The sequence below is a fragment of the Marinicrinis lubricantis genome (assembly GCF_042658665.1).
GTDB lineage: Bacteria > Bacillota > Bacilli > Paenibacillales > KCTC-33676 > Marinicrinis > Marinicrinis lubricantis.
On the sequence record NZ_JBHSQV010000168.1, the window covers coordinates 17,662 to 42,545 of the forward strand.

The window sequence follows — 24,884 nt, forward strand, 5'->3', positions numbered from 1 at the left end:
TTGTTGACGAAAGCAGTGCTTTCTTTGTAGCATGGGGTAATGACTAGAGAGGAGGGCTGCTTTATGTGGATGTTGTTTGCTTTTGTAGCCGCAGTCTGCTACGGATTTAGAGGCGTATTGTACCATTGGACTTCAGGACGGCCGATGAATCGGAACCTGATGCTGTGCGGTGTTTTTTTCACGGGGTTCATCGTAAGTGTCGCAGGAACCTTGCTGACAGGACAGGTATGGTCTTACGGTGCTTGGATTGGTATTTTAATGGGTACCTTTTCATTTATGGCAAATGCGTCTCTCTATAAGGGCTTTGCGGTTGGAAAGGCTTCCCTGGTTGCCATCATTACTGCGCTGCCGCCTGTAGTCGTGGCTATTGCAGCCTACATCTTTTGGAATGAGGCATTATCGGTATGGCAGTTGACCGCATTAGTCGTCATTATTACGGGTGTGATAATGATCCGTTATTCGAATGAGCTTTCATTTAAAAATTTGCAAGGAGCTCAGTGGGGGCTGCTGGCGATGCTGTTTTTTGCCTCCAACGACTTGGCTACGAAGCAGAGCACACGGCTGGAAGCCGATATGTTTCCCACCCTCTGTATGATGTTCGGGACGGGTTCGTTTCTCTTTTGCGTATGGTGGCTTATGGAACGGAGAAAGGGAACAGCCAATTCTGCCGCTGTCCGTGAAGAGGCAAGCATAAATCTGAAATCAGAGTCTCTGCCATGGAAAGAGACGAAAACCTTTTTCTGGGGAATGATCGTAGGAACAACCAATATTAGCGGAAGCATCTTTATTATGGCTGCTTTTGAAAGAGGCGTAACGGGATTGGTGTCAGCGATTGTCGCTGTGAACGTACTGATTATTTTGTTATATTCCCGTTTATTCGGCAAGGAACGCTTTTCACCTTTGCAGCTTGCCGGCATGGGTTTTTCTTTACTCGGAATCGTCGTACTCAGAGCCTTTTAAATAAAACTATGCTCTATTCAATAAAATGCGACAATAAATGTGCATTAGCATATTTTTCATTTTTTTCTGTGAATTTTGTCGTATGAGGAGGAAAAAACGCGGTCGTATCGAATATAATGTTCTTATACATATTAGGAATTATGGACTAGATTCAAAAAACTACCATCCATGTGGAGGCAGAGATTGATGAAAATGTCAATTGGAAGAAAAATGGTTGCAGGAGTTGTTGTTGTATCTGCAATCACATACGGTACGAGTGCGTTTTTCATTTTCTTTTTGAAATCCATTATTGCGCCGGATATGAAAGATTGGCTTTATATTACAATCATTATGGGATTAGGCGTATTTTGGACGGGCGTGTTAGGATGGCTGGCTGCGAAGTTCATTACAAAGCCGATGGTTGAACTAGCAGAAGCGGCTGGACAGGCTGCCGCGGGGAATTTGAACGTGACGTTGAAGGAAAGACGTTCGGATGACGAATTGAAGCATTTGAATGAATCCTTCGAAACGATGGTAACGGGCTTGAAGGGGATTATTTCCGATATTTCGTCCAATGCCGTTATCTCCGCAGAAAGCGCGGAGACGCTCAACCTGGCCATTCAACAAGCTACAGAGCAGATCGAGAAAATGTCATATGCCGTTAATGAAATTTACAGCGGTGTAGAGGAGCAGGAACAGACGGCTCGTAACACCTTAGCGGATGCTGAAAAAATGCGTACCTCTTTCCAAGCGATTAATGAAAGATCGGAGCATCTCAGAAAGCTCTCCGATATGATGGATCGAACCGTACAGAACAGCGGAGAAACCGTGAAATCATTGGTCGATGGCATGATGCAGTTGAAAGAGTCGCATGATACTTCATTGGAAAAGGTAAATCAACTCGAAAAAGATGCAAGGGAAGTTGAAGCCATTACCGATACTGTACGTGAAATTTCAGAGCAAACCCATTTGCTTGCGCTCAATGCGTCGATCGAAGCGGCAAGAGCCGGTGAACAAGGCCAAGGCTTTGCTGTTGTTGCTACGGAGATTCGTAAGCTGGCTGAGCAAAGCTCTCAATCTGTCGACCAGATCAATCAAATTATTGCACAAGTTCAAGCGAGAATCGATGAGACGGTTCAATTGATACATCATCAGTCCAAGCTGGTGCTCGAGGACACCGCACATAGTGAGGACGTTCACAAGGCATTGGTACAGATGACCGAAACGGTAGAACAATCGGTGCAAGCCATCGGTGTGATTGATGGTACCATTACGGAGGAATCTGTGAAGATAGATCGGACATACAAAGACATTGAGAGAATTACACAAATTGCTTCGAACATCTTAGAGCAAGCGAAGCATATCGCTGAAGCAGCTCATGAGGAGACCGGATTGATGCAGGAAATCGCATCTTCGTCCCAGATGCTGAGGCAGCAGACCGATCATTTAAAATCGAAGACGGACATGTTTAAGCTGTAAGAGATGAAATGGCAGGAAGCTCATTCCTGCCATTTGTTTATGGAGACCCCGATAGACAAGAAGGGAGTGTCATAACATTTCACGTTCCCACGAAGATGATTAAGGGAAATACCTATACCGAGGAATCCACCCCTACATATGATGTAAGACATAAATTCAAAATGAAGGGGCATTGCATGTATGGAAATTCCAATCACAGGTTTTGTTGTACATTCCAATGATGGTGATTCACAACACACACACAAATTATATATCACATCATGGAATGGAAGAGTCGTTCATTCCCATCCATTTTCAGGTTATACTTCGATTGATAACGGACATAAGCATCATTATATAGGATTGACCGAGGCGGCACCGAGCGGCGTCCCTCACGTGCACCATTATTATGCGGAAACGTCTTTTGACGATGGGCATACTCATCAAATAAGAGGAACAACAGGACCATCGATTCCGATTGCAGGAGGGGGCCATTATCATTATTTTGAAGGGGTTACTACTATGAATGGGAGACAGCCTCACGTTCATATGTACCGAGAAGCTATACAGGAAATGAGGTCGTGGAGTAAGGGCTAATTCGGATATCATGTCACTGAAATGATGCATCAAAGCAAACAAAGGAGACCGCGATTGGATGATGCGGTCTCCTTTGTTTGCTTTGCTAGATGAAAATAGGATTCTCGTATTATTTCACAAAGCTTCCTGGTCCTTGAATGGCAACGAGGCAGGAGCGTCCGAATTTATGGCCTGGATACGGGTTCCATGTTTCAGGATGCTGAATATCGATGAACAGAGTACGCTCGTCTGGCGAGAACCACGGTCCGGTCATTTCACAGCCTTTCGGGCCGGAAGCGAACATGAATGGATCGCCATAGCTTTCGCCATCGGTTGGAACCATGAATGTTCCGCAGTTTTTGAATTCTGCATATTGATTGTCTTCCGTAGCGTAGTAGTCTTCCACGACCCACAGATTTCCTTGGCTGTCAAAGTGGAGGTTGTCTGGGCAGGTGATCCCGCTCTTTTGTCCGCCAGCAATGAAAACCTCGAACGTAAATTCGTCACTGCCATGGTCTCCGCCTGCAGGATAGAAGCGGGCGATTTGTCCGTGAAAGTTTCCATGGCCCGTATTGTTCGTCATTGCCAGGAATACACTTCCGTCATACGGATGGATTTCGACATCCTCTGGACGATCTAATTTTGTTCCGCCTACCGCTTTGCTTGCTTCACGGGTATGTACCAGCACATCGGCTTGGCTTTTGAAAAATTTAACGCCGTCTTTTTCGTAATTTTGCAGCTTTTCATTTGTTTTGTAATCCAGCGCGATCCACTTTTGGTTTTTCATATCGGCAACATACAAGGTGCCGCTTTCCAGAATGTCGAAGTTCGCGTTGCGATTGTTCGGATTATATTTTTTGGAGCTGATAAATTTATAGAAGCACTCGTCTCCTTTATCATCCCCCATATAAACGACAACACGGCCGTCCTTTGTTAAGCCGACAGCGGCATTCTCATGGGCAAAACGTCCCAAGGCGGTATGCTTGCGAGGCTGCGAGCTTGGATCGAAAGGATCGATTTCTACAACCCATCCATAGTGCTCGTCCGTAAAATTCGGCCATCCGTAGTCGTCGCCGTACTCTGTATTTTCTTCGCAGGAAAGAGCTGTGTTCCAGAACGTTTTACCACCGGAGCAGTTTCCAAGTGTTCCTTCGACGATCGTTGCTTGTTTTACACCGATGGAACCTGCTGCTGGTCCTGTAAGCTTAATTTTCGTCGTCGCGTCGATACGTCGGTTGTAACGGCTGTTTTTGACCAGCTTCCATTCGCCATTGCCTTCTTTTTTAATATGAATGACGGATCCGCCGACGGCTTCCTTTTCCATTTTCAACAGTTCAGGATAGCTCGACATTTTGGATGGATCGAACGTTTCTGGATTGATGCCTAGAATCGTCAAGTAGTTTTGTGGTTCAGGAAACTCGTGGTTTACCCATAGGATGCCTTCTTCCGAATGGTTTCCACCTTCTAATGCGTCAATTGGAAAAAATACAGTCAGGTCCGTTGCATCACCAAATTTTTCGCCCTTTTCGTTAATGACGTCTCCGTAAGATGCGATAATGTTGTAGTGATATCCAGATGGCAGTGTAATATCATCTGCCCATGTTCTTTGCACCGGAGTGAACGGTGCGGACAGCGGCTTCCCTTTGGACAACGTTTTGCTGTTCGATAGATGATTCGCTGCGCTGGCCTCCGCTTTGTTGGTGACTGCCCCCAGTCCTGTTGAGGCAACAACCATGGCTGCTGCACTGCTTCCCACATAAGTTAAAAATTTGCGACGATCCATTCATAACTCTCTCCTTTTAGTGGTGGTATAGGGTTTCGTTTGTTTCCTATCATGATTGTAAAAATGAACTATTAAGACAAGATCAACGGAATGTTAAAAATTTGTAGTATTAGTTTTATATTGGGTATTACCTAAAATAAGGTGATCATTATCGCCGCTGGGAAGGATGTTGAGGCATGGTGGATTTTGTCGGTGCAGATCCGACGCAGCGAAAGATATAGAAGTTTTAAGATGGATTTGACGGTTACCCTTGCATAACCTATGTTCAAAAAGATATGCTTAATTGTAGAGTTTGATCATAGAATCATAGGGAAAGGCAGGGGAACACGATGAAGTACAACGCATTAGGTCCTTCGGATTTGAAGGTCAGTGAAATCGGATTCGGCTGTATGTCGCTTGGAACGGATGAATCCCAAGCCGTACGTCTCATACATGAAGCAATGAATCAAGGCATCAACTTTTTCGATACTGCCGATTTGTATGATCATGGACGCAATGAAGAGCTGCTGGGAAAAGCGATCAAAGGAAAAAGATCCGATATCATCCTTGCTACAAAGGTGGGCAATCGCAGAGTGCCGGGTCAGGAAGGATGGGTGTGGGACCCTTCAAAAGCCTATATTAAAGAAGCAGTCAAAGAAAGTCTGAAGCGGCTCGGTACGGATTATATTGATTTGTATCAGCTTCACGGAGGCACCCTTGAAGATCCTATAGATGAAACGATCGAAGCTTTCGAGGAACTGAAGCGGGAGGGATGGATTAGGTACTACGGCATTTCCTCCATTCGTCCCAACGTGGTAAGGGAATATGTGGCCAGAGCCAATATCGTCAGCGTCATGTCTCAGTACAGCATATTGGACCGACGTCCGGAAGAGGAGATTATCCCCGTACTAGCGGAACAAGGCATCAGCTTGATCGCTCGAGGTCCCGTGGCGAAGGGGATCTTGTCCGAGCATTCTGCTTCCAAAATAGAGGAGGGTTTTCTGGATTATACGAAGGAGGAGTTAACAGAACTCATCGGCCAGCTGTCAAAACTGGTGACCGAAGAGAGGTCTCTGTCACAGCTTGCTCTTCGTTATGCGCTGCAGTCGGAAACTGTCGCCACGGTCATACCTGGCGCGAGTCGAATGGAACAGCTGCTTCAAAACATACAGGCGGGACAGTTGCCGGATTTAACCGCCGAAGAGATGGAATGGATCTTAAAGCATAGCAAAGCCAACCGCTATACACAGCATAGGTAATTCGACGATGATGAAATAGAAAAAGCCGACCTCCAGGTACCTCTAGGTTCGGCTTTTTCTTTACTGCATTATTGGCGCGGATCTTTAAATCGAAGTGTCCCGATGTCGTCTTCTTTATCGTTGTACATGAAATATAAGTAGTAATCGCCAGCTTCATAAATAAGCTCGTAGCCGGACAACCCTGCTTCGTTCACTCCTTCAAACAATGGCTTGCCGAGCGACTGCTTTACCTCGAGGGTCGTCAAATGGAAATCTACATCGATGACACGGACGCGATCGCTGGCATTCGTATAAAACTTGATGTTACCGTATCGATAATAAACGGAGTGGTGGGATGCGATTTCGTCCGGTTCCCCCAAAGTTTTCAGCAATGTTTCTTTCGAGGTTCCAAGCGGAATCTCAATTCCATTCAATCTTCCCTTCGCTGCCAATTCCAAGAAATCCTCGCTCAATTGAAGCGAGTTTCCGGTCTCGGCAGGTACGTCTTGATTTGATGTATGGATTGAAATGACGGATTCGTCTGGAGCTGCGCCTTGGCGGTAATCTACATCTGCCCCCAAAGCTTCAGATACATAACGCAGCGGCACATACGTATGATTTTTATAACTTAAAATTTCGTAGTCCTCGGGCAGAATTTGAAGCTGGCCGTTGATTTCCATCTTACCGGTGAAAAGGTAAGCTTTCACCCAATCGACAGCGAATACCGTCGTTGTACTGGCGATGACTGCGCCCGCAATCAATCCGGAAATAAACATTCTCTTTTTCATCCCACTGCACTCCTTTATGATGAAACGCCTTTGTTTGGCTCTATTATTCAGACGCATATCGGTTCCGTTTTGTTACGGAAATATGGAAAGATATGAATATTTTTTCTCGAAATTACAGGTGTTGGTTGAATTATTAAAAAAGAAAAGAAGTACTCGATACGCATTATGGTAAAATAGAGCTATGCGAAAGCGCAGTAGAATAAGAAGCGGGAGAGGAGAGGCGTTCATTGACACAAATCGGATTTATACGGCATGGGATCACGGATTGGAATATGGCAAAGCGAGCACAGGGGCACTCGGATATTCCTTTGAACGAGACAGGAAGGAGCCAAGCGAGAGCGCTGGCACAAAGGCTTAGGGAAGAGCAGTGGGATGCTTTGTATTCCAGTGATTTGTCACGTGCCAAGGAAACCGCTGAGATTGTAGGTCAGGCATTAGGTCTCTCTGTCCATACAGATACAAGACTGCGGGAGATGTACTGCGGAGAAATCGAAGGGACGACCGTTGAGGAAAGAATTGAGCGATGGGGAGAGGGGTGGCACGAGCTGTCACTTGGCGTGGAGAAGGAACCATCGATCAGCGACAGAGGTTTGTCCTTCGCTGCTTACGTAGCGGAGAAGCATCCGAATCAAAGAGTGCTCGTTGTCAGTCATGGAGCTTTGATTGGTTATACGCTGAAACGACTGATTCCGCACGTGAATACGGAGGAGCATTTACATAATACCTCGATTACGAAGGTTTATTGGCAGGATGATCGGTGGGAATGCGAGCTGTATAATTGTGCCAAGCATGTCAATGACATGTAGAAATGAAGATTTGATCGAAGTGAGAGATGGAGGACAGGCGGCCTGTCCTCTAACGTATCACGACCGGCATTTCAAAATATACACTTGCAGTTTGCAAATAATTACCGTATAAATAAAGAAGAGGTGAACCATGATGGAAAATGTTCGTGAGCTGTTTCATATTTTGACACGTCGATTCGGTTTTTTGAATAAGAACTGCTGCTCCGTAGGCGGTTGCGATATTTCGCTGGTACAAAGCCATATTCTATACGAAATTGATCGTCAGCATAAACCGTCGATTCAGCAGATCGCAGATACGTTAGGTACCGATATTACGACCTTCAGCAGACAGGTGCAAACATTAATTAAAATGAAACTGGTGAAAAAAACGCCTGATCCTAAGGACCGAAGAGTAGCCGTGCTGTCGCTTACGACCGAGGGGAAATTTATGGCCGAGATGATAGACAAACAGATGGAAGAATACTTAAAGGAAGTGTTTTCTCATTTGAATGATTTTGAAAAAGATACGGTGATCCGTTCCATTCAGCTGCTAAACGACGCAATGTCGAAGTCGAATCGGTGCTGCATTTCACCCATAGGGTGATTTCTTATTGAATAATATTTGCAAATTGCAAATATTAGAGAGGGCGAAGAAAAGGAAGGTGGATTTCATGGGGATGTTTGATAGGTTACGGGCTCAGTTGATTCGAAATCATCAGCTTCAAAGCGATATGCTGCGTGGTTATTTCGGATTGGAGAAGGAGAACAATCGGGTGGATGAACAAGGAAGGCTGGCACTCACTCCACATCCAAAAGCGTTTGGCAGAAAAATGGAGAACCCTTATATACGAACGGATTTTTCGGAAAGTCAAATCGAAATGATCACACCGGTGTTTAGCTCGATCGATGAGACGTATGATTTCATGGAGACGCTTCATGATATTGTCACGTTAGAGTTGCTGGACAACAATGAGTATCTTTGGCCTAGCAGCAATCCGCCTATATTACCGAATGACGAGGATATTCCGATCGCTGTTATGAATGATCCCGAAGAGGATCGTTACAGGGTTCAGCTTGCGAATAAATACGGCCGAAAAAGGCAGCTGATGAGCGGGATACATTTCAATTTTTCATTCGATGACGAGTTCTTGAAAAAGCTTTATTCTGTGACGAATTGTACAGATTCATTTAAGGAGTTTAAAAATGCGTTATACATGAGAGTGGCACGGAATGTGATGAACTATCGTTGGCTGCTCATTTATTTGACTGGAGCAAGTCCAGTGTTCAGCCGAACGTACTTGGAACAGTGTGCGGTGAATAGTGAGCAGCTGGATGATGGCGACAGCCGCTTTTTTCCGAATATGAATTCTTTGCGCAACAGCGTTTGCGGCTACCGCAACGAAAAAAATCTACATGTCTCGTACGATTCGCTGGAAGCGTATACTCGGGATTTACAATCGTTCGTACGGACAGGGGAATTGCTGAGTGTGCGCGAGTACTACAGTCCAATCCGTTTGAAGACGGGGAAAGGGAAGGGAGTATTCGAAGAATTAACGGAATCCGGCATCGATTACTTAGAGCTTCGCATGATCGATCTAAATCCGCTGTATAAGATCGGAATCAGCATAGAAACGATGAGATTTGTGCATTTATTCCTTATTTCCATGCTGCTGTTAGAGGACCTACACTTCAATGAGAAAGAGCAAAAGGCTGCGGATTTGAACCATGACAGCTTATTATTCGAAGGGATTCTCGGGAAATTCTATGGAGGCGAAGAGGAGAATGTGACACTTCAGGAAAAAGCACTTGAATTCTTGAATGAGCTGAAAGTCATGCTGGAACTGATTTGGTCTGCAGACTCGTCATTGCTCCGTATACTGGAACAGGAAAAGGAAAAAATTCTGGAGCCTAAAAATCACTTTGCCGCACGAGTAAAAAAAGATGTACAATCGTCTTCCTATATTTGGTACCATATGGATAAGGCGAAGCAGTATGCTTTGGAGAGTAAGGCAAGCGGATACCAATTGAAAGGCTGCGAGGATTTAGAGCTTTCCACGCAATTGCTGCTGAAAGCGGCCATTAAACGAGGCATTTCGTTCGAGCTGTTGGATTTTCAGGACAATTTTGTTCTTTTAACGAAAGGGACTCAGCAGCAATATGTGAAGCAGGCGACGAAAACATCGCTCGATAGGTACAGCACAGTACTCGTCATGGAAAATAAAGTGGTCACGAAGAAAGTGCTGCAGCGGCATGGCATTCGTGTTCCGGATGGAGAGGTATACCATACGATCAGCGATGCGCTGAAAGATTATGAGCTGTACCGGGATCAACCTATCGTCATTAAACCGAATTCAACCAATTTTGGTCAGGGGATCACGATTTTTGCGGCTGGCTTTTCCAGTGAAGATTATCGGAGAGCTTTCGAAATCGCATTCCGACATGACCGTACAGTGCTGCTGGAGAAGTTCATGACGGGAAAGGAATATCGCTTTCTCGTGATGGGTGAAGAGGTTGTCGGCGTACTGCATCGCGTTCCGGCGAATGTGGTCGGTGACGGCCTTCATACGATTGAACAGCTAGTTCATGAGAAAAACAAAGATCCGCTGCGGGGAAAGGGGTACAAAACACCGCTTGAACGTATTGAACTTGGTGAGTCGGAAATCATGTTTCTGAAAAGCCAGTCGAAGCATACCGAATATGTACCTGCACTTGGCGAGACGGTTTATTTACGGGAAAATTCTAATATCAGCACGGGTGGGGATAGTATCGATTTTACGGATAACATTCCGTACAGCTATAAACAGATTGCCGTTCAAGCTGCGAAAGCAGCAGGCGCGGTATTTTGCGGGGTGGATATGATGATTGACGACACCTCTGAAGAAGCGTCGGATACGAATTACAGCATAATCGAAATCAACTTTAATCCAGCCATTCACATCCATTGCTATCCGTATGAAGGAAAGAATCGAAAAGCAGATGAGAGAATATTAGATTTGCTGTTTGGAAGCATATCGTCTAATTTAGAAAAGAAAGTGCGAGTTTGATGTATACACCGCAGGATAGAGATCGACTACTGCAGGTATTGAAAGAGCAGGCTGAGAAGCTGCAAGGAGTTCTTGGCATGCTCCTCGTCGGTTCTGGTGCTGCTGGATTTCGGGATGAATATTCGGACATCGATGTACTGATTGTCGCCAGCGAGCCGGAACAGGTAACCTATATCACCGAACAGATGAATCATTATATAAAAGATGAACACCGCGTGCTGAGATCGAAGTTGTATAGGCATGAGGAGGACATTTATGTATCCTGCATACTGCTGAATAACGGACTAGGCATCGATATGGGCGTCTGGTCGATGAAGAAGCTGAGGGCGACAAAGCCGAATTGGACGATTCTGTTCGACCGCTCGGGGGCGCTGGACAGCAGACTGAAGGAGTCTTTGTCTTCTCATACAGAACGAAATCTGCAGGCTGAAATTGAAGATTCCATGAGCGGCATTTGGCAGTTTATCATGAATGCGGCTGTTTCTATTCGGCGCAGGCAGACGATCAAAGCAGCTAAAGATATGGACATGATTCGCGATCAGATCATACGGGTTTTAACGGCTGCCTACGGGGTCAACTACGATCCTTTAAAGGCGATAGACGAGCTCCAGGATGAAGCTGTTGAGCGGTTGAAGAAATCGTACATCATTCATTCAGAATCTGCGGAATCGGCCCAAAAGCTTCACGATATAGTGGCGTGTTATTTCGACATTATCCTTCGTTATCAAGATGATGCAGATCATCAAAAGTATAAAACGCAGATGCTGGATTATGTAAGGGAGATGCTGCAGGAAGAATTGAGAAGATAAACAGCACGAAAGTGCTGTTTTTTGCTGCTTAGATTGAAATGGGGAAACTCCACTTCAGGAGCATCGATGGAAAACGATTGACAGTATGGTATAAAACCAGTATTTTAATAATAAAGATACAAGTATATAACAAGTATCTAATTAGATTGTTGAGAAGGAGGAGATGAACCTGAGTGTTGAACCATTAAAAATTGGTATTATTGGCTTAGATACTTCACATGTCACGGCATTTACGGCAATTTTAAATGATTCAAACCATCCTTATCATGTACCCGGAGGCAGGGTGGTTGCTGCTTATCCTGGCGGATCCGCCGATTTTGAGTTGAGCCGTTCTAGGGTGGCGGGGTACACGGAAACCTTATCGAGTACTTACGGGGTAGACATTATGGATGACATCGAGGAAGTAGCCGCTAGTTGTGATGCTATTCTGCTGGAATCCGTAGATGGAAGAGTGCATCTGGAACAATTCAGCAAACTAGCGCCGTATGGCAAGCCGGTCTTCATAGATAAACCGTTAGCTGTCACATCGGAACATGCGATATCTATCGCTAAGCTGGCGAATCAATATGAGGTACCATTCATGAGCTGCTCCGCGCTGCGTTATGCAGAGGGATTAACATCGAGCATTGCAGATGAATCGCTAGGAAGGGTGCTGGGAGTAGATTGTTATGGGCCGATGGAAATTCAGCCGACACAGCCGGGATTATTCTGGTACGGTATTCATACTGCAGAAATGATGTATACGGTCATGGGAACGGGATGCCGGGAAGTCATCGCGGTCAGCAATACAGATTATGATTTGATCACAGGGATATGGCATGACTGCCGCATCGGTACATTGAGAGGCAACCGGAAGGGAAACAGGCAGTTTGGCGCACTGCTGCATCGAGAACAAGGTACTGCCTTCGCCGATGTGTATGCAAATCCGAAGCCATATTACGCCAGTATGCTGGAACGGATTATGGACATGTTTCACAGCGGACATTCTCCGGTATCGATGGGCGAAACGTTAGAGATTATTCGATTCCTTGAAGCAGCGAATGAAAGCAGAAGCACAGGTTCGCCGGTCATGCTGTAATGAAATAAATATCGGATGAGAGAGAAAGGTGACGAGTAGCAATGAAAATGGCTCGGGTAGGTGTTTTACTTGATCAAACCGCTGTCAAACGGAGACATCGGTATGGAATGAATGTGTTTGAAGCGTATGTGGAAGAAGTGCTCTCCCATGCAGGCATTCCGTTTCAGAAGCTGCATGCCGCAAGCAGCATTCAGACGGAAGCTCCCGATGTGCTGATCGCCGCATTTACAGAAGAAGATCAGTATACGGCGGATATCATTTGGGAATATGCGGAGAAGGGCGGCATCGTTATTTCGTATGGCGGATTGAACTGCTTGGCTGTCAGGTTAGGATTCTACCCGCAGCCAGATATTGCGATTGGATATGCGGATATGGAAGGTACAGTCCTTTCTGCTGAACAGCCTCTTCGGTTTTTGCAGGCGAAGCCTTGGAAACAAATTGCTGAATCAGACCATCAGATCTCCGTGTCGGGAATGCTGCGAAAGGAGCATCCGACCGGTGAAGAAGCGGGAGCAGTACTGCTGCAATGTGCTGCCGGAGAAGGATGGATTGATCGCTTTGCAGTCAACATCCCTCACACGATTGTGATGTTCCAGCAAGGAACCGGTCCGGTATTTCATGACGGCATTCCTGCTCTGGACGGTAGTGGCAGTATCGATGATAACATCTTGAAGGCGGATGATCGCTGCGCGATGGATTGGCAATGGGACCGATTAAGTACTGAGACTGGGGCTGCCTTTTTCGCGTATCCGTATGCGGATTTATGGCGGGAGCAGCTCATCAGCCACCTGCTCAAAAGAGTGTTGGAGCAGGGGATGACGCTGCCATTCATTGGGATATGGCCGGACGGTATTCCAGGTGTCGCGACGATTTCTCACGACAGCGATTTGAACATCGACGAAAGTGCAGAGACCACGCTCAGCGTGCTTAGGGAATGCGGGATTCGTTCCACATGGTGCATGATTGAGCCAGGATATAGCTCGTATATTTATGACCAGGTAAAGAAGGAACAGCATGAATTGGCTTTTCACTACAATGCTCTCGATGCTCAGGACGGAAAATGGGATGATGCGGAATTTGACCGCCAATTCGCATGGATGAAGCAGGCAACGGGTCTGTCGAAGGTCACCTCAAACAAAAATCACTACACCCGCTTTGAAGGATGGGGCGAGCTGTTCGAATGGTGCGAGAAAAACGGGATAGAGGCAGAGCAGACCCGCGGACCGAGCAAAAAGGGGAACATCGGATTTTTATTCGGTACTTGTCATCCTTATTTCCCAATTGCTTGGTCAGATCAGAACAATCGATTGTACAATGTGCTGGAGATCAGCTTTTTAACGCAGGATTTGGATCACCATAGTCTATCCGATTCCAGTGTCATCTCTTCGTTCTTGGAATCGGTGCTGAGAGTGGAAGGTGCCGCCCATTTTCTATTTCACCAAGTTCATATTCATGAGCAGCCGCTCGTTAGAAAAGCGATTCGAAAAGTCGTCGAAGAAGCGAAGAGAAGAGGAATGACCTTCTGGACCAGCAAGCAGATCAACGATTGGGAGCGGGCGAGAAGGAAAGTACGGATTGACGGCATGGATTCGAATGGGCTCGTGATTCGTGGAGAGGTGGAATTTGGCGGTATGGAGGTGTGGATTCCTACAGCCGCAGCTTCTTCCGCAGATGGTGCAGAGGTAGAAATCAAGTATGGGGTGCCCTGCGTGAAAAAAGTACTCGATCAGACGGCACAACGTGAGTTTATGTAAATCGTGCGAGGTGAAAGGGATGGAGGATAAGCTGGCAATTCACGGAGGTACGAAGGTCAAGCAAACCCCCTTCGGGAGTGGAAGCAGGTTTGGCGTGGACGAGGTCAAGCAATTGGCGGAAGCACTGGAGCAAAACACCTTGTTTTATCATAGCGGACGAAAGGTAAAGCAGTTTTTGGAGGATTTTAATGCTTTATATGGAATTTCCTATAGCGTTGCAGTGTCTTCAGGGACAGCCGCTATTCATACGGCATTGGGCGCTGCGGGAATTACGGTTGGCGATGAGGTGATCACCAGCCCAATAACCGATCAGGGGACACTTGTCGGCATATTGTATCAAAATGCCATCCCTGTATTCGCAGATTTGGAACCGCATACTTACAATTTGGATCCACGGTCCATTCAATCACGGATCACAAGCAGAACTAAAGCTATTGTCGTCGTTCATTTGGCGGGCAACCCGTGCGATATGGATCCGATCATGGAGATCGCAAGGAAACACCGGCTCATTGTAATTGAGGATTGTGCGCAGAGCTATTTGACACGTTACAAAGGGAGACTTACAGGAACGATAGGAGATTACGGCTGCTTCAGTACGAACGATTTTAAGCATATTTCGACTGGAGACGGAGGGATTGTCACCGTAAATTCCGGTTTGGAAGAAGATTATTACACGGTCCACGCCTTCGCGGATAAAAACTATAGACGCTTTGGCGATCAAGTCATGAAGGATCTTACCTATCTCGCTCCAAATTACCGCATGACTGAACTGCAGGGTGCCGTGGGGATTGCACAGCTTAAGAAGCTTCCATGGATCTGCAAGCGCAGAAATAGATACGGTGACCGCATTACTGCGGGGATTTCCGGTTTGAAAGGGATCCTTCCGCATCACGTGGAAGGTGGCAATACGTGCACCTATTGGTTTTATATGCTTCGCATCGAAGAAAAGCAATTCAAGTGTACACGAGAAGAATTTAGTAAAGCGCTTATAAGCGAAGGGGTGCCGAATTCAGCCGGGTACATTCCCATGCCGGTCTACATGCAGCCGCTGTTTCAACAGCGCACCGCATACCGAGGCAGTCATTTTCCTTTTGAATTATCCTCAACCTCATATGAAGAGGGAAGCTGTCCAACCGCTGAGCAAATATTGAAAACGGCTATACGCATACCTGTCAATGAATTTTACACCGAAAGTGACATTGATGATATCATAAAGGCTGTACGTAAAGTAGCCATTCATTATTCGATATAAATGATAGAAGTAGGCGAAAAAATACGACAGATGCCGCCAAAAATAGACGTTGACGATATTAATTTTCGTTCCATATAATACAGGTATGATACGTATTATTTAAATCGATCGTTTCACATAGTTCTACATGTAATATTTAATGACATTTGTGTAACAAAAGGTGGTGGCCAATTCGAAAGCAGAATTGCGACAACTAGACTTTTCATACGAATGACACGTTCGAATCATGAAAAGCGGGAGGTCGAAGAAAAATGAGAAAATTGGGAATCAAAATGGTGCTCCTTTGGGTAATGATGTTCTCTGTCGCATTAACTGCTTGCACAAACGGAGGGGGAAATGGCAATACGGGCAATTCGAGCAACACAGGCGGTACAAATAACGAAACTCCACCTTCTTCAGAGATGGGGAAGGAAGACGGAGGCGAGTCTGGCAGGGAAGTACTTACGCTGAATTGGTTTGTACATTCCAATGGCGATGCCGTATTGCCGCAGGGGGATCAAGATTTCATTCGTAAGACGATCGAAGAGAAGTTCAGTGTCAAGCTGAACATTCAGCATATGCCGATGGGGACAGATTACGAAAGCAAGCTCAGCCTGCTGATGGCATCCGGGGATACGCCGGATTTATTCGCTTCGACGGGTATCGCTTCACAGAAGTTTATTGCTGACGGGGTTACTGCCGATTTGACACCATTCATCTCGCCGCAAACGATGCCGAACTATTTTAAATGGGTAAGTGAATTGGAGCTGGAACGCTACGGAGTCGAAAATAAATTCGCCAGAGCACCGCTCGTCTTTCCCCGCAATGTATACCGCTCTTATTATATTCGGCAAGATTGGTTGGACAATTTGGCCCTTGAGATGCCGACAAACTATGAAGAAATGATGGAAGTAGCGAGGGCGTTTACCTTTGATGATCCGGATGGAAACAATCGCGATGATACGTACGGATTAGGTGCCGCGGGCAACGGAACGTCGGTTTCTTGGGATTTTCCGCAGTGGATCAAGAACGGGTTAATCGGCGCGCTGATGGTGAAGGACAATAAGTATGTAGATAATCAAAGTGATTTAAGTGTACAGAATGTCCTCCAGGATATAAAAGACATGATGGAGGAGGGGACGGTCGATCCGGATTGGTTCCTCACCAAAGGAACAGAGCATATCGATAAGGCCGCTGGCGGCAAAGTCGGCATCATCGTAGGCGGAACAAGAAACTTCGCTTTTGACAGCGATCCGACCAGCCTCCAGAACAGGACAAAGGCGATTCAGCCGGAAGCAAACTGGATGCCGTTCCACCCATTTGCCGAAACCGGGACATGGACTGAAAATTTGCCGGATACGGCGTTTATGTTCTCGAGTAAAACGGCGGAACAAGAGCCGAAGAAGCTGGAGCGTCAAGCTCAAATTTTGGATTGGATGGCAAGCGAGGAAGGCTTCCTCCTGATTAACTACGGACAGGAAGGTAAGCACTACATCAGAGAGGGAAACCAAATCAGAATTACAGAGGAACATGTGTCGGCGGTTCAGAAGGACATTATCGAGCAGGGGAATTTCCAGCAGTTCTATCAATTCTTCTATCTGCACAATCCGGAAGCGGATCCGCTCGGACTTGAGATCGTGGATGAAAGATTATCCGAACGTGATCAGCAAATTATCGACACCATCAAGTCCTACAAGCTGTATCCGTCGATTGGCACGAATGTTGCGCCTCCTTCAGGCTTTAATCTTGCGGATTTTCGAGCGAAAATGCGGGAATATCAGGTGCAAATTTTGTTCGATGAGCCGGATGCTTCGAATTGGCCGACTTATCATGAGGAGTTAATGACGGAATACGGCGGTCAACAGATGATTGACACCTACGAAGAGCAAATCCGTGCCGCTGGAATCATTCAGTAGCGTGCCTGATAAGTGGCGGGAGCTGGCAATACGGGCTGGCTCTCTCCCTGTTTACAGCCATTTTGCTGCCTGAATCAGATCAGCGGAAGGAGGAGCTCTCAATCCATGAATATGAAGACAGTATCCAATGTATCCAAACAAAGTCCGTTGCAGCACAAGCAGGGTGCCATGCGTCTATTGTATCGATACCGCTGGTATTATCTGATGATGCTCCCCGGAATCATCTATTACATCATTTATCACTACATTCCGATGAGCGGCCTCATCATTGCATTCAAGGATTACAATCTAAGCAAGGGGATTTTCGGCAGCGAATGGGTTGGCTTTGATAACTTTAAAACGATTTTCGCTTCTCCAGAATTTTTCAGGATTTTGAGGAACACACTCGTCATTAGTGTTTATCGTATTTTATTCAACATGCTGCCCGATATATTGCTGGCGCTGCTGCTCAATGAGATTAGACTGCTCTGGTTTAAAAGGGTGATTCAAACGATTACCTATGGACCGTATTTTTTATCGTGGGTGATTGTGTACGGATTAGCTGTAGCTTTTCTGGCACAGGAGTCGGGAATCATCAATTATTACATTCGTGAGCTCGGGGGGGCGCCGATTAACTTCTTGGCCAGCAATGAGTATTTTCGTCCGATCATTATATTGACAGATATTTGGAAAAATACCGGCTTCGGTGCCATTATCTATTTAGCGGCATTAGCGACGATCAATAACGAGCTCTACGAAGCAGCGGCCATTGACGGGGCGAACAGGTGGCGCTTGATGTGGCATGTTACGCTTCCGGGACTGCGCGACGTATTTATTCTGTTGTTAATTCTACGCATCGGTCACATTATGGACGCAGGATTTGAACAAATCTATATTTTCTTAAACGCGCGTGTCTATGAATCCGGGGACATTATCGATACGTGGGTATTCCGACGAGGCTTAGAAGAGCTGGAATTTAGTGTGGCAATCGCAACGAATCTGTTCAAGTCTGTTATCGGTTTCGTCCTCGTGATTGGCGCCAACAAGCTGTCGAAGAAATTCGGCGGATCAGGAATATGGTAGGGGGCGGGAGTGATGTCTTACGCAGTTCATAAAACGAAATCGGACCGGATTGTCGATGCGATCATTTACTTTGTATTAACCGTATTCGGTTTTCTTACCTTATTCCCGCTGTATTATGTATTCGTCATGTCCATCACGCCTTATTCCGAAGTGCTTCGCAATGGCGGCTTCGTTCTTCTTCCATCGAAAGTAACGCTTGAAGCGTTTCGATCGATCTTCTCCAGTCCGGTCGTCCCGCAAGCATTGAAGGTGACGGTTTTCGTGACGATCGTGGGAACCTTTTTGAATTTATTGGTTACTACACTGCTTGCTTATCCGCTGTCCAAGAAGTTTTTGCCGGGGCGTAATGTGATTTTGCTGGCGATAGTGTTCACCATGCTTTTTTCCGGCGGTCTGATTCCTCTCTATCTTGTCGTACGTGCGACGGGTCTAATGGATACCGTGTGGGCGCTTATCATTCCGGGGTTGGTTTCAACTTTCAACCTGCTCATCATGAAGACCTATTTTGAGAATTTGCCATCCGAGGTCGAGGATGCGGCCAAAGTCGATGGCTGCGGAGAATTTCAAACCCTGGGCAGAATCGTGCTTCCTCTATCCGCACCGATTATGGCGACTCTTGGCTTATTTTATGCGGTTGGGCATTGGAACGCCTATTTTCAAGGGATTATGTACCTTAATGATAAGCAGCTGTATCCGATACAGGTCGTCCTGAGGAATATGATACAAACCCCAAATATTAGTCAGGAATTAGCCATCTCTAACCCGATGATGCTGCAGACCCTTCCTCCGGAGACGATCAAAATGGCCACGGTGGTCGTTGCCATTTTGCCGGTGCTGATCATATATCCATTTTTACAGCGTTATTTTGTGAGGGGGATGCTGCTCGGATCGATCAAAGGGTGAGCGGAGCGAATGCTGCAATAACCTGCCTCCGGATGAAGGCAGGTTACTCAACTTTTGGGTGCTAGGACCGAGGCTGCCTTACGATGCCCAATAACCGGTCGGTACATTCTGTAGCCGAATCCATACCGGACCAATACATCATCATCTCAGTCTCCAACGCATCCGCGATTTGAACATCGGGCAAAATTTCGTGAAGAAAGAAGCTGTTCTCAATAATATCGTGATGGATATGCAGCTTTTCAAGCCAATGAGATTCCCAAATGCTTTCATTGACCTTTCGCAGCACGGACAGAAATCCTGTCTCCCGGCTCAGCTTTTCCTGCATGTCCACACTGATGGCTTTTTGTAAAAAACGAAGCGCCAGCTCCTTTTCATCACTTTGCTCAGGAATCATCATGCAGTTGGCGATCAGCATCGTGTCCTTGCGCTTTCCGAAGGGCAAGGAGGCCATGCGCGGCTGGAATGGGATCGAAGTGAAATGAGATCCGGCCAGCTCGATCGTAGTGGTGAGTACCATCGCAGCTTTCCCTCGGGCAAATGCGTCTAAATTCAAAGCGGTTCGCGGAGAAAGTGCGGCGACGCGCCGTTTATACAAAATTTCATGCATGAAATTTAACGTGTTCAGCAAAGGCTCGCGTTCGTCGGGCCTAGTAAATCGAACGCCGTTCTGAAGCGCAAAGACCGGCCATCGGCTGAGCGAGGAGGAGATCGATAAGCCGTATACGTCGGCGATTCCATCGCCGTTCGTATCCCGTGTCAGCCGCTCGGCTGCCTGAAGGAAATCTTCTGTTGTCCAATTCTCCGTCGGTTCAGGTACGTCATACTGTTTGAACAGCTCGGGATTGTATGCCAAGTATACGGAAGAAAAGGTGACTGGCGCCGCTTTCACAGCACCTTGCTCTATTCTCCAAGCGTCTCTTAATCTGGGGTACATCAAGTCAAAGCTGCCTGTAAGCGAATGCTGCAGGTCGATATAATCCTCTTTCGAATCCATTTCGTTGAATAAACGATCCGTAAGGAAAAGCAAGTCCGGCTTTAACCCTAAATCGACACTGGTGTTGACGGAATCCCAAAATTCATTGGAGGTGAAGCTTAAGCATTTCACTTCAACATGAGGATAATCTACTTTAAACGCTTCGATCATATGAGGCATGCATATATCAAAAAAATGAGAGGGAGCCGCAGCAAAAATACGAAGCACCTTGTTTTGAGACGGCTGGATGACGACATCCGGCGATACGATGGTGCCTTGGCCTACTTTTTTGATAATAAGCCCTTCGTTTAACAGCTGTTCCAACGATTTTCGCACAGAAGTGCGGCTCATCCCGTATTGCTTGCACAGATCGTTCTCAGACATTAAAAATTCACCGGGTTTGATATAACCGGAAAGAATTTGCTCTCTTAAAATATGCGCTAATTTCAAATACCGAAATTCGTTTTCTCGTTTCATATGTTGGCTCCTATCCATTCCAAACTGCAAGATTCCATTGTATTGTAAAACAATGCCAAAACAAATACAAGTAAAATACAGGTGTCATTCCCTTGGTAGGAAATAGTTCACGGAGAACAGAAAATGAGCTCTCGTCATCGATGACAGCGTATAATATAATACAGGTATGATACATATAACTAAAATAATACAAATCGAGAGGAGTACAAAGGATGAGCGATTTAGCGATTTACGGCGGAGAGCCTGTACGTACGAAATCTTTTCCAACGTGGCCCGTGTACGGCGAAATGGAAGAAAAGCTGCTTCTCGAAGTGCTGCATTCGGGGAAATGGGGAGGGATTGGCAGGAACAAGCTGCCGATTTTCGAAGAGAAATTCGCTGCACTTCATGATGCGGTACATGCGGTCACTTGTGTGAATGGAACGATGGGCATTACGATTGCCCTGCAGGCGGCCGGTGTAAAACCGGGCGATGAAGTGATTATGCCGCCTTATACTTTTATCGCTACGGCGACGTCGGCTTTAATGTTCGGTGCCATTCCCGTGTTCGCGGATGTCGAGCCGGATACGCTGGCGCTGGATCCAGCCGCAGTGGAGCATGCCATTACTCCGCGCACGAAAGCGATTGTAACGGTGCATATCGGCGGAGCTCCTTCTAACATGACGAAGCTGAAGGATATCGCACAGAAACGCGGGCTGCGCTTGATCGAGGATGCCGCACAAGCGGTAGGTGCCAGATGGGACGGCAAAGGCGTTGGAGCACTCGGAGATTTGGGCACATTCAGCTTTCAATCAAGCAAAAATATAAACGCTGGCGAGGGCGGCATGATTTTGACCAATGACAAAGGATTGGCAGATAAAGCTTGGTCGCTCAGCAATGTGGGCCGAATTCGCGAAGGGGCTTGGTATCAGCACGAGCATATCGGATGGAACCTGCGCATGACCGAATTCCAGGCGGCGGTACTCCTCGGTCAGATGAGCAGGGTAGAGGAACAGCTAGAACGCAGGGAGCGAAGCGGAAATCTGCTGACAGAGCTGTTCAGAGAGGTCAAGGAAATCACTACGATGCGAAGAGATCCTGGCATTACCCGACATGCATATCATCTATATATGTTTAAACTAGCACCGGAATTAGCGGATCGGATCGATAAGAACGATGTGATAGAGCGACTTGTCGCAGAGGGTATCCCCGTAAGCAGTGGCTACAACTCTTTGAATAGAAATAATGCCGTGCTTCAAGAAATTGAGAAGTGGACGGGCGAACGCCGAGAATTTCATTGCCCAGTAAGCGAACGAGCCAGTGAGAAGGAAGTGCTGTGGCTCCATCAAAATGTGTTGTTAGCCGATGAGGAAGACATGTATGATATTGTTAAAGCCGTCAAAAAAGTAGTTCAGTCATTTAAGGTTACATAACGATGAATAGGAGGATATACAGTCGTGAAAAAATGGAACTTTGGCTTGATCGGATGCGGGAGTATTGGGGATTTTCATATGCAGGCGATCCATGAATTAGATCATGCGGAATTGGTTATGGTATGCGCTCGCAAGCAGGAACGCGCGCAGGAGGTGGGCAGCAGGGAGCGGTGCGATTGGACGACAGATATCGATGAACTGCTTGTTCGTCCGGATGTGGATATCGTCACCGTAACAACGAGCAGCGGCAGTCATGCGGAGATCGGAATGAAGGTACTGGAAGCTGGCAAGCATTTGATGGTAGAGAAGCCGATGGCCATGAATGCAGAAGATGCGGAACGCATGATTCGAATGGCTGAGCAAAAAGGGTTGACGATTGCCGTCGTCTCACAGAGAAGATTTGAACCGCAGCATATGGCTGCTTACGAGGCCGTTATCAGCGGCAAGCTCGGCAAGCTGTTGATGATCGAAGCATCCTGTCCGTTCTATCGTGATCAGAGCTACTATGATTCTGCGGCATGGCGGGGAACGATCGATCAGGATGGCGGTGCGATGATGAACCAAGGGATTCATTCCTTAGATCTCATGCTCTGGGTGAGTGGATCGGCGGTGCGGACGGTTTACGGTAAAACGGCGACACGAACCCATCAAATGGAAGCGGAGGATATTGGAGCGGCACTGCTTCAGTTTGAAAACGGAACATTGGGGTCCTTCAAAGCTTCGACGAGTATCGTTCCGGGCTTCCCACCTGCGCTGACCGTTTACGGGGAACATGGTACGGTTAAAGTAGAAGGCGCTTCCATTACGCATTGGTCGGTACCGGGTATGCCAGAACCGCAGCTGTCCTCAGAGAGCGGAGCTGGCGGCGGAGTCTCCGATCCGAAAAGCATATCGACGGAGTATCACCGACTGCAAATCGCGGATATGCTGGATGCTTTAAGCGATGGACGAGAGCCGATGATTACGGGAAGGGATGGCGCAGCGGCCGTTCGAGTCATTGAAGCCATCTATCGTTCTTCGAAAGAGGGTAAAGAAATTATATTGTAAGTTTTTGTCGATGCTTTCGGATGAAGAAGCCGAATCGGTTCAGGCGATGCTGAGAGTGGAACGTAAGGGTTTTGCCAGCCGGCGTTCTGCCGATTATCTTGCGGTTCGCAAGCAATTGGAAGAACAGGCACGAGCGATGTTTATAGACAAGGGAGGCAAGCCGCGACTTCAAAGACCTCACTATATGACGCTGGGTGCATGTGAGTGGTTATTGGAATGGTATGCACACGGCACGTGTTTGAAGCTTCCGCTCGGCTGCTTCAATGCGTCTGCTGTCAGCTTTACCTACGGGGATTTATTCCCCACAATGAGATACCTTGACGGCAAGCCGTACCGTGAGAAAGTGTATACGCGGGATGAAATTATTCAGGTGATCGAGCAGTTTGGACTACCGCAGGTTTGGAATGCGGATGGAAGCCTCGGACCAGAGAGGTATATCGAAGTGCAGGTCTGGGATGATACCCCGCTGCGGCCTTATATAAAGTACGTTGATCGTTGAATAGAAACCAAATGCGCCATGATATCGTCTAACCATCATAAGGCAGAGAAAACGAAAACGGGGTGCGAAAGTTGGAAACGATCCTTTATTTTGTGCGCCATGCAGAGTCGCCGTACAGTAAGCAGCATGAACGAGAACGAGGACTGTCTTCGAAAGGACAGGCAGATGCGGCAATGGCTGCGGCCCTGCTTGAGCATGAAAAGATCGATGTCATCGTGTGCAGTCCATATGTCAGAGCAATGGAGACGATCCGAAGAATTTCTGAACAGAAAGGCTTATCTATTGAAACATACGAGGATTTGCGGGAAAGAACGCTGGCCGGACCAGATTATGATATTCCGTTTGAGTCATTCTTTGATGCGATCCAACGCTGTTTTCAGGAACCCGATTATGCATTTCCTGGAGGGGAATCGAACAAATCCGCACAGGCTCGTGCTGTGAAGGTGCTGGATAAAATCATTAGGGATCATCCGAACGAGTCGATCGTGGTTGGCACACACGGCAATATCATGACGTTGCTGCTTCAGCATTTCGATCCTCAGATCGGTTACGACTTCTGGAGAAGCATAAGTATGCCAGATATATATCGACTGACTTTGGAAGACGGCATGCTGCGCGAATTGAAACGAATATGGAAGGATCAAACCCATTAACCTAGTAGAGGGGGAGCAATGATGAGCTATAGCTATATCAAAGAGCTTCGAAAATATGTAGGGACAAGCCCGCTCATTATGGTCGGAGCCTGTGTGATCGTACTGAATGAGGAAGGGCACATCTTGCTCCAGAAGCGGACGGACAGCGGCGATTGGGGAACGATTGGAGGTGCGATGGAATTGGGGGAATCACTTGAAGAAGCGGCAGCTCGAGAGCTGTTTGAGGAAGCAGGCCTTCATGCAGAATCGTTCCGATTTATAGCGCTGTTGTCCGGGAAAGATATGTATTATCGTTATCCTCACGGTGATGAAATTTATAATGTGATGGCTGTGTTTGAAGCACAACAAGTCACGGGAGTTCCGACCATTCAGGATGACGAGGGGCTGGAACTGAAGTATTTCCCGCTAGACCGGCCCATTCCAGGCATGAACCCTTTTAATGAAATGGTCCTTCGGAAAGCAGGATATATTCGTTAGTAC

22 protein-coding genes are annotated in these 24,884 nt (G+C 46.8%); 19 read left to right on the forward strand and 3 right to left on the reverse strand.

The annotated features are described in order from the left end of the window. Positions 1 to 63 precede the first annotated feature (63 nt). The 3 genes from ACFPXP_RS14725 (at position 64) to ACFPXP_RS14735 (ending at position 2,994) form a co-directional block, all read left to right on the forward strand. Complete coding sequence (locus ACFPXP_RS14725; RefSeq protein ID WP_379895069.1) at positions 64 to 960, forward strand: EamA family transporter; 897 nt, start codon at positions 64 to 66, stop codon at positions 958 to 960. 186 nt (positions 961 to 1,146) lie between these two features. Then, complete coding sequence (locus ACFPXP_RS14730) at positions 1,147 to 2,418, forward strand: methyl-accepting chemotaxis protein (RefSeq protein ID WP_379895070.1); 1,272 nt, start codon at positions 1,147 to 1,149, stop codon at positions 2,416 to 2,418. 180 nt (positions 2,419 to 2,598) lie between these two features. Then, positions 2,599 to 2,994 (forward strand): YmaF family protein, encoded by a 396-nt coding sequence (locus ACFPXP_RS14735; RefSeq protein ID WP_379895071.1) that lies wholly within the window; start codon positions 2,599 to 2,601, stop codon positions 2,992 to 2,994. 109 nt (positions 2,995 to 3,103) lie between these two features. On the opposite strand, the gene ACFPXP_RS14740 is transcribed toward ACFPXP_RS14735, so the two are convergent. Continuing rightward, positions 3,104 to 4,756 (reverse strand): PhoX family protein, encoded by a 1,653-nt coding sequence (locus tag ACFPXP_RS14740; RefSeq protein ID WP_379895072.1) that lies wholly within the window; start codon positions 4,754 to 4,756, stop codon positions 3,104 to 3,106. A gap of 329 nt (positions 4,757 to 5,085) precedes the next feature. On the opposite strand from ACFPXP_RS14740, the gene ACFPXP_RS14745 reads away from it, so the two are divergent. Further along, positions 5,086 to 5,994, forward strand: a complete 909-nt coding sequence (locus ACFPXP_RS14745) for an aldo/keto reductase (protein ID WP_379895073.1) — start codon at positions 5,086 to 5,088, stop codon at positions 5,992 to 5,994. Between the two features lie 68 nt (positions 5,995 to 6,062). Here ACFPXP_RS14745 and ACFPXP_RS14750 read toward each other — a convergent pair whose 3' ends face one another. Next, complete coding sequence (locus ACFPXP_RS14750; protein WP_379895075.1) at positions 6,063 to 6,761, reverse strand: stalk domain-containing protein; 699 nt, start codon at positions 6,759 to 6,761, stop codon at positions 6,063 to 6,065. 227 nt (positions 6,762 to 6,988) lie between these two features. Here ACFPXP_RS14750 and ACFPXP_RS14755 point away from each other — a divergent pair, with 227 nt between their 5' ends. The 10 genes from ACFPXP_RS14755 (at position 6,989) to ACFPXP_RS14800 (ending at position 19,343) form a co-directional block, all read left to right on the forward strand. After that, positions 6,989 to 7,567, forward strand: coding sequence for a histidine phosphatase family protein (locus tag ACFPXP_RS14755; RefSeq protein ID WP_379895076.1), 579 nt, complete (start codon positions 6,989 to 6,991; stop codon positions 7,565 to 7,567). Between the two features lie 133 nt (positions 7,568 to 7,700). Then, entirely contained in the window at positions 7,701 to 8,150 is a 450-nt protein-coding gene (locus ACFPXP_RS14760; RefSeq protein WP_379895104.1) for a MarR family winged helix-turn-helix transcriptional regulator, read from the forward strand. Between the two features lie 73 nt (positions 8,151 to 8,223). Further along, complete coding sequence (gshAB, locus tag ACFPXP_RS14765; protein WP_379895077.1) at positions 8,224 to 10,590, forward strand: bifunctional glutamate--cysteine ligase GshA/glutathione synthetase GshB; 2,367 nt, start codon at positions 8,224 to 8,226, stop codon at positions 10,588 to 10,590. Further along, positions 10,590 to 11,399 carry a nucleotidyltransferase domain-containing protein gene (locus ACFPXP_RS14770; protein WP_379895105.1) on the forward strand — a complete coding sequence of 270 codons (810 nt, stop codon included), beginning with the start codon at positions 10,590 to 10,592 and terminating at the stop codon, positions 11,397 to 11,399. The genes gshAB and ACFPXP_RS14770 overlap by 1 nt, the downstream gene beginning before the upstream one ends. A gap of 163 nt (positions 11,400 to 11,562) precedes the next feature. Next, a complete protein-coding gene (locus ACFPXP_RS14775; protein WP_379895079.1) occupies positions 11,563 to 12,477 on the forward strand; it encodes a Gfo/Idh/MocA family protein in 915 nt (304 codons plus the stop codon). A gap of 41 nt (positions 12,478 to 12,518) precedes the next feature. Then, on the forward strand, positions 12,519 to 14,231 hold the full coding sequence (locus ACFPXP_RS14780; protein ID WP_379895080.1) for a hypothetical protein: 1,713 nt from the start codon (positions 12,519 to 12,521) through the stop codon (positions 14,229 to 14,231). 19 nt (positions 14,232 to 14,250) lie between these two features. After that, positions 14,251 to 15,483, forward strand: a complete 1,233-nt coding sequence (locus ACFPXP_RS14785) for a DegT/DnrJ/EryC1/StrS family aminotransferase (protein ID WP_379895082.1) — start codon at positions 14,251 to 14,253, stop codon at positions 15,481 to 15,483. A 251-nt stretch (positions 15,484 to 15,734) separates the two neighbouring features. Continuing rightward, positions 15,735 to 17,378, forward strand: coding sequence for a hypothetical protein (locus ACFPXP_RS14790; protein WP_379895083.1), 1,644 nt, complete (start codon positions 15,735 to 15,737; stop codon positions 17,376 to 17,378). Between the two features lie 105 nt (positions 17,379 to 17,483). Then, a complete protein-coding gene (locus tag ACFPXP_RS14795) occupies positions 17,484 to 18,440 on the forward strand; it encodes an ABC transporter permease (protein WP_379895084.1) in 957 nt (318 codons plus the stop codon). A gap of 12 nt (positions 18,441 to 18,452) precedes the next feature. Beyond that, complete coding sequence (locus ACFPXP_RS14800) at positions 18,453 to 19,343, forward strand: carbohydrate ABC transporter permease (protein ID WP_379895085.1); 891 nt, start codon at positions 18,453 to 18,455, stop codon at positions 19,341 to 19,343. A 61-nt stretch (positions 19,344 to 19,404) separates the two neighbouring features. Here ACFPXP_RS14800 and ACFPXP_RS14805 read toward each other — a convergent pair whose 3' ends face one another. Then, on the reverse strand, positions 19,405 to 20,793 hold the full coding sequence (locus tag ACFPXP_RS14805; RefSeq protein WP_379895086.1) for an extracellular solute-binding protein: 1,389 nt from the start codon (positions 20,791 to 20,793) through the stop codon (positions 19,405 to 19,407). A 212-nt stretch (positions 20,794 to 21,005) separates the two neighbouring features. Here ACFPXP_RS14805 and ACFPXP_RS14810 point away from each other — a divergent pair, with 212 nt between their 5' ends. From ACFPXP_RS14810 to ACFPXP_RS14830, 5 genes are all read left to right on the forward strand, one after another. Then, a complete protein-coding gene (locus ACFPXP_RS14810; protein ID WP_379895087.1) occupies positions 21,006 to 22,205 on the forward strand; it encodes a DegT/DnrJ/EryC1/StrS family aminotransferase in 1,200 nt (399 codons plus the stop codon). Between the two features lie 24 nt (positions 22,206 to 22,229). Then, a complete protein-coding gene (locus ACFPXP_RS14815; protein ID WP_379895088.1) occupies positions 22,230 to 23,252 on the forward strand; it encodes a Gfo/Idh/MocA family protein in 1,023 nt (340 codons plus the stop codon). 10 nt (positions 23,253 to 23,262) lie between these two features. Then, positions 23,263 to 23,751 carry a hypothetical protein gene (locus ACFPXP_RS14820; protein WP_379895089.1) on the forward strand — a complete coding sequence of 163 codons (489 nt, stop codon included), beginning with the start codon at positions 23,263 to 23,265 and terminating at the stop codon, positions 23,749 to 23,751. Between the two features lie 71 nt (positions 23,752 to 23,822). Further along, the gene (locus ACFPXP_RS14825; protein ID WP_379895090.1) at positions 23,823 to 24,404 is read left to right on the forward strand and encodes a histidine phosphatase family protein; all 582 of its coding nucleotides are present in this window, start codon (positions 23,823 to 23,825) and stop codon (positions 24,402 to 24,404) included. A gap of 21 nt (positions 24,405 to 24,425) precedes the next feature. Then, positions 24,426 to 24,881, forward strand: coding sequence for an NUDIX hydrolase (locus ACFPXP_RS14830; RefSeq protein WP_379895106.1), 456 nt, complete (start codon positions 24,426 to 24,428; stop codon positions 24,879 to 24,881). The last annotated feature ends 3 nt before the right edge of the window (positions 24,882 to 24,884 follow it).

What these genes read in the sequence shown, in the direction of transcription:
- gshAB (WP_379895077.1), top strand. Translation starts at nt 8,224, where the DNA reads ATGTTTGATAGGTTACGGGCTCAGTTGATTCGAAATCATCAGCTTCAA.
- ACFPXP_RS14795 (WP_379895084.1), top strand. Translation starts at nt 17,484, where the DNA reads ATGAATATGAAGACAGTATCCAATGTATCCAAACAAAGTCCGTTGCAG.
- ACFPXP_RS14820 (WP_379895089.1), top strand. Translation starts at nt 23,263, where the DNA reads ATGCTTTCGGATGAAGAAGCCGAATCGGTTCAGGCGATGCTGAGAGTG.
- ACFPXP_RS14805 (WP_379895086.1), bottom strand. Translation starts at nt 20,793, where the DNA reads ATGAAACGAGAAAACGAATTTCGGTATTTGAAATTAGCGCATATTTTA.
- ACFPXP_RS14785 (WP_379895082.1), top strand. Translation starts at nt 14,251, where the DNA reads ATGGAGGATAAGCTGGCAATTCACGGAGGTACGAAGGTCAAGCAAACC.
- ACFPXP_RS14800 (WP_379895085.1), top strand. Translation starts at nt 18,453, where the DNA reads ATGTCTTACGCAGTTCATAAAACGAAATCGGACCGGATTGTCGATGCG.
- ACFPXP_RS14730 (WP_379895070.1), top strand. Translation starts at nt 1,147, where the DNA reads ATGAAAATGTCAATTGGAAGAAAAATGGTTGCAGGAGTTGTTGTTGTA.
- ACFPXP_RS14760 (WP_379895104.1), top strand. Translation starts at nt 7,701, where the DNA reads ATGGAAAATGTTCGTGAGCTGTTTCATATTTTGACACGTCGATTCGGT.
- ACFPXP_RS14725 (WP_379895069.1), top strand. Translation starts at nt 64, where the DNA reads ATGTGGATGTTGTTTGCTTTTGTAGCCGCAGTCTGCTACGGATTTAGA.
- ACFPXP_RS14775 (WP_379895079.1), top strand. Translation starts at nt 11,563, where the DNA reads ATGAACCTGAGTGTTGAACCATTAAAAATTGGTATTATTGGCTTAGAT.
- ACFPXP_RS14830 (WP_379895106.1), top strand. Translation starts at nt 24,426, where the DNA reads ATGAGCTATAGCTATATCAAAGAGCTTCGAAAATATGTAGGGACAAGC.
- ACFPXP_RS14735 (WP_379895071.1), top strand. Translation starts at nt 2,599, where the DNA reads ATGGAAATTCCAATCACAGGTTTTGTTGTACATTCCAATGATGGTGAT.
- ACFPXP_RS14790 (WP_379895083.1), top strand. Translation starts at nt 15,735, where the DNA reads ATGAGAAAATTGGGAATCAAAATGGTGCTCCTTTGGGTAATGATGTTC.
- ACFPXP_RS14745 (WP_379895073.1), top strand. Translation starts at nt 5,086, where the DNA reads ATGAAGTACAACGCATTAGGTCCTTCGGATTTGAAGGTCAGTGAAATC.
- ACFPXP_RS14750 (WP_379895075.1), bottom strand. Translation starts at nt 6,761, where the DNA reads ATGAAAAAGAGAATGTTTATTTCCGGATTGATTGCGGGCGCAGTCATC.
- ACFPXP_RS14810 (WP_379895087.1), top strand. Translation starts at nt 21,006, where the DNA reads ATGAGCGATTTAGCGATTTACGGCGGAGAGCCTGTACGTACGAAATCT.
- ACFPXP_RS14770 (WP_379895105.1), top strand. Translation starts at nt 10,590, where the DNA reads ATGTATACACCGCAGGATAGAGATCGACTACTGCAGGTATTGAAAGAG.
- ACFPXP_RS14740 (WP_379895072.1), bottom strand. Translation starts at nt 4,756, where the DNA reads ATGGATCGTCGCAAATTTTTAACTTATGTGGGAAGCAGTGCAGCAGCC.
- ACFPXP_RS14780 (WP_379895080.1), top strand. Translation starts at nt 12,519, where the DNA reads ATGAAAATGGCTCGGGTAGGTGTTTTACTTGATCAAACCGCTGTCAAA.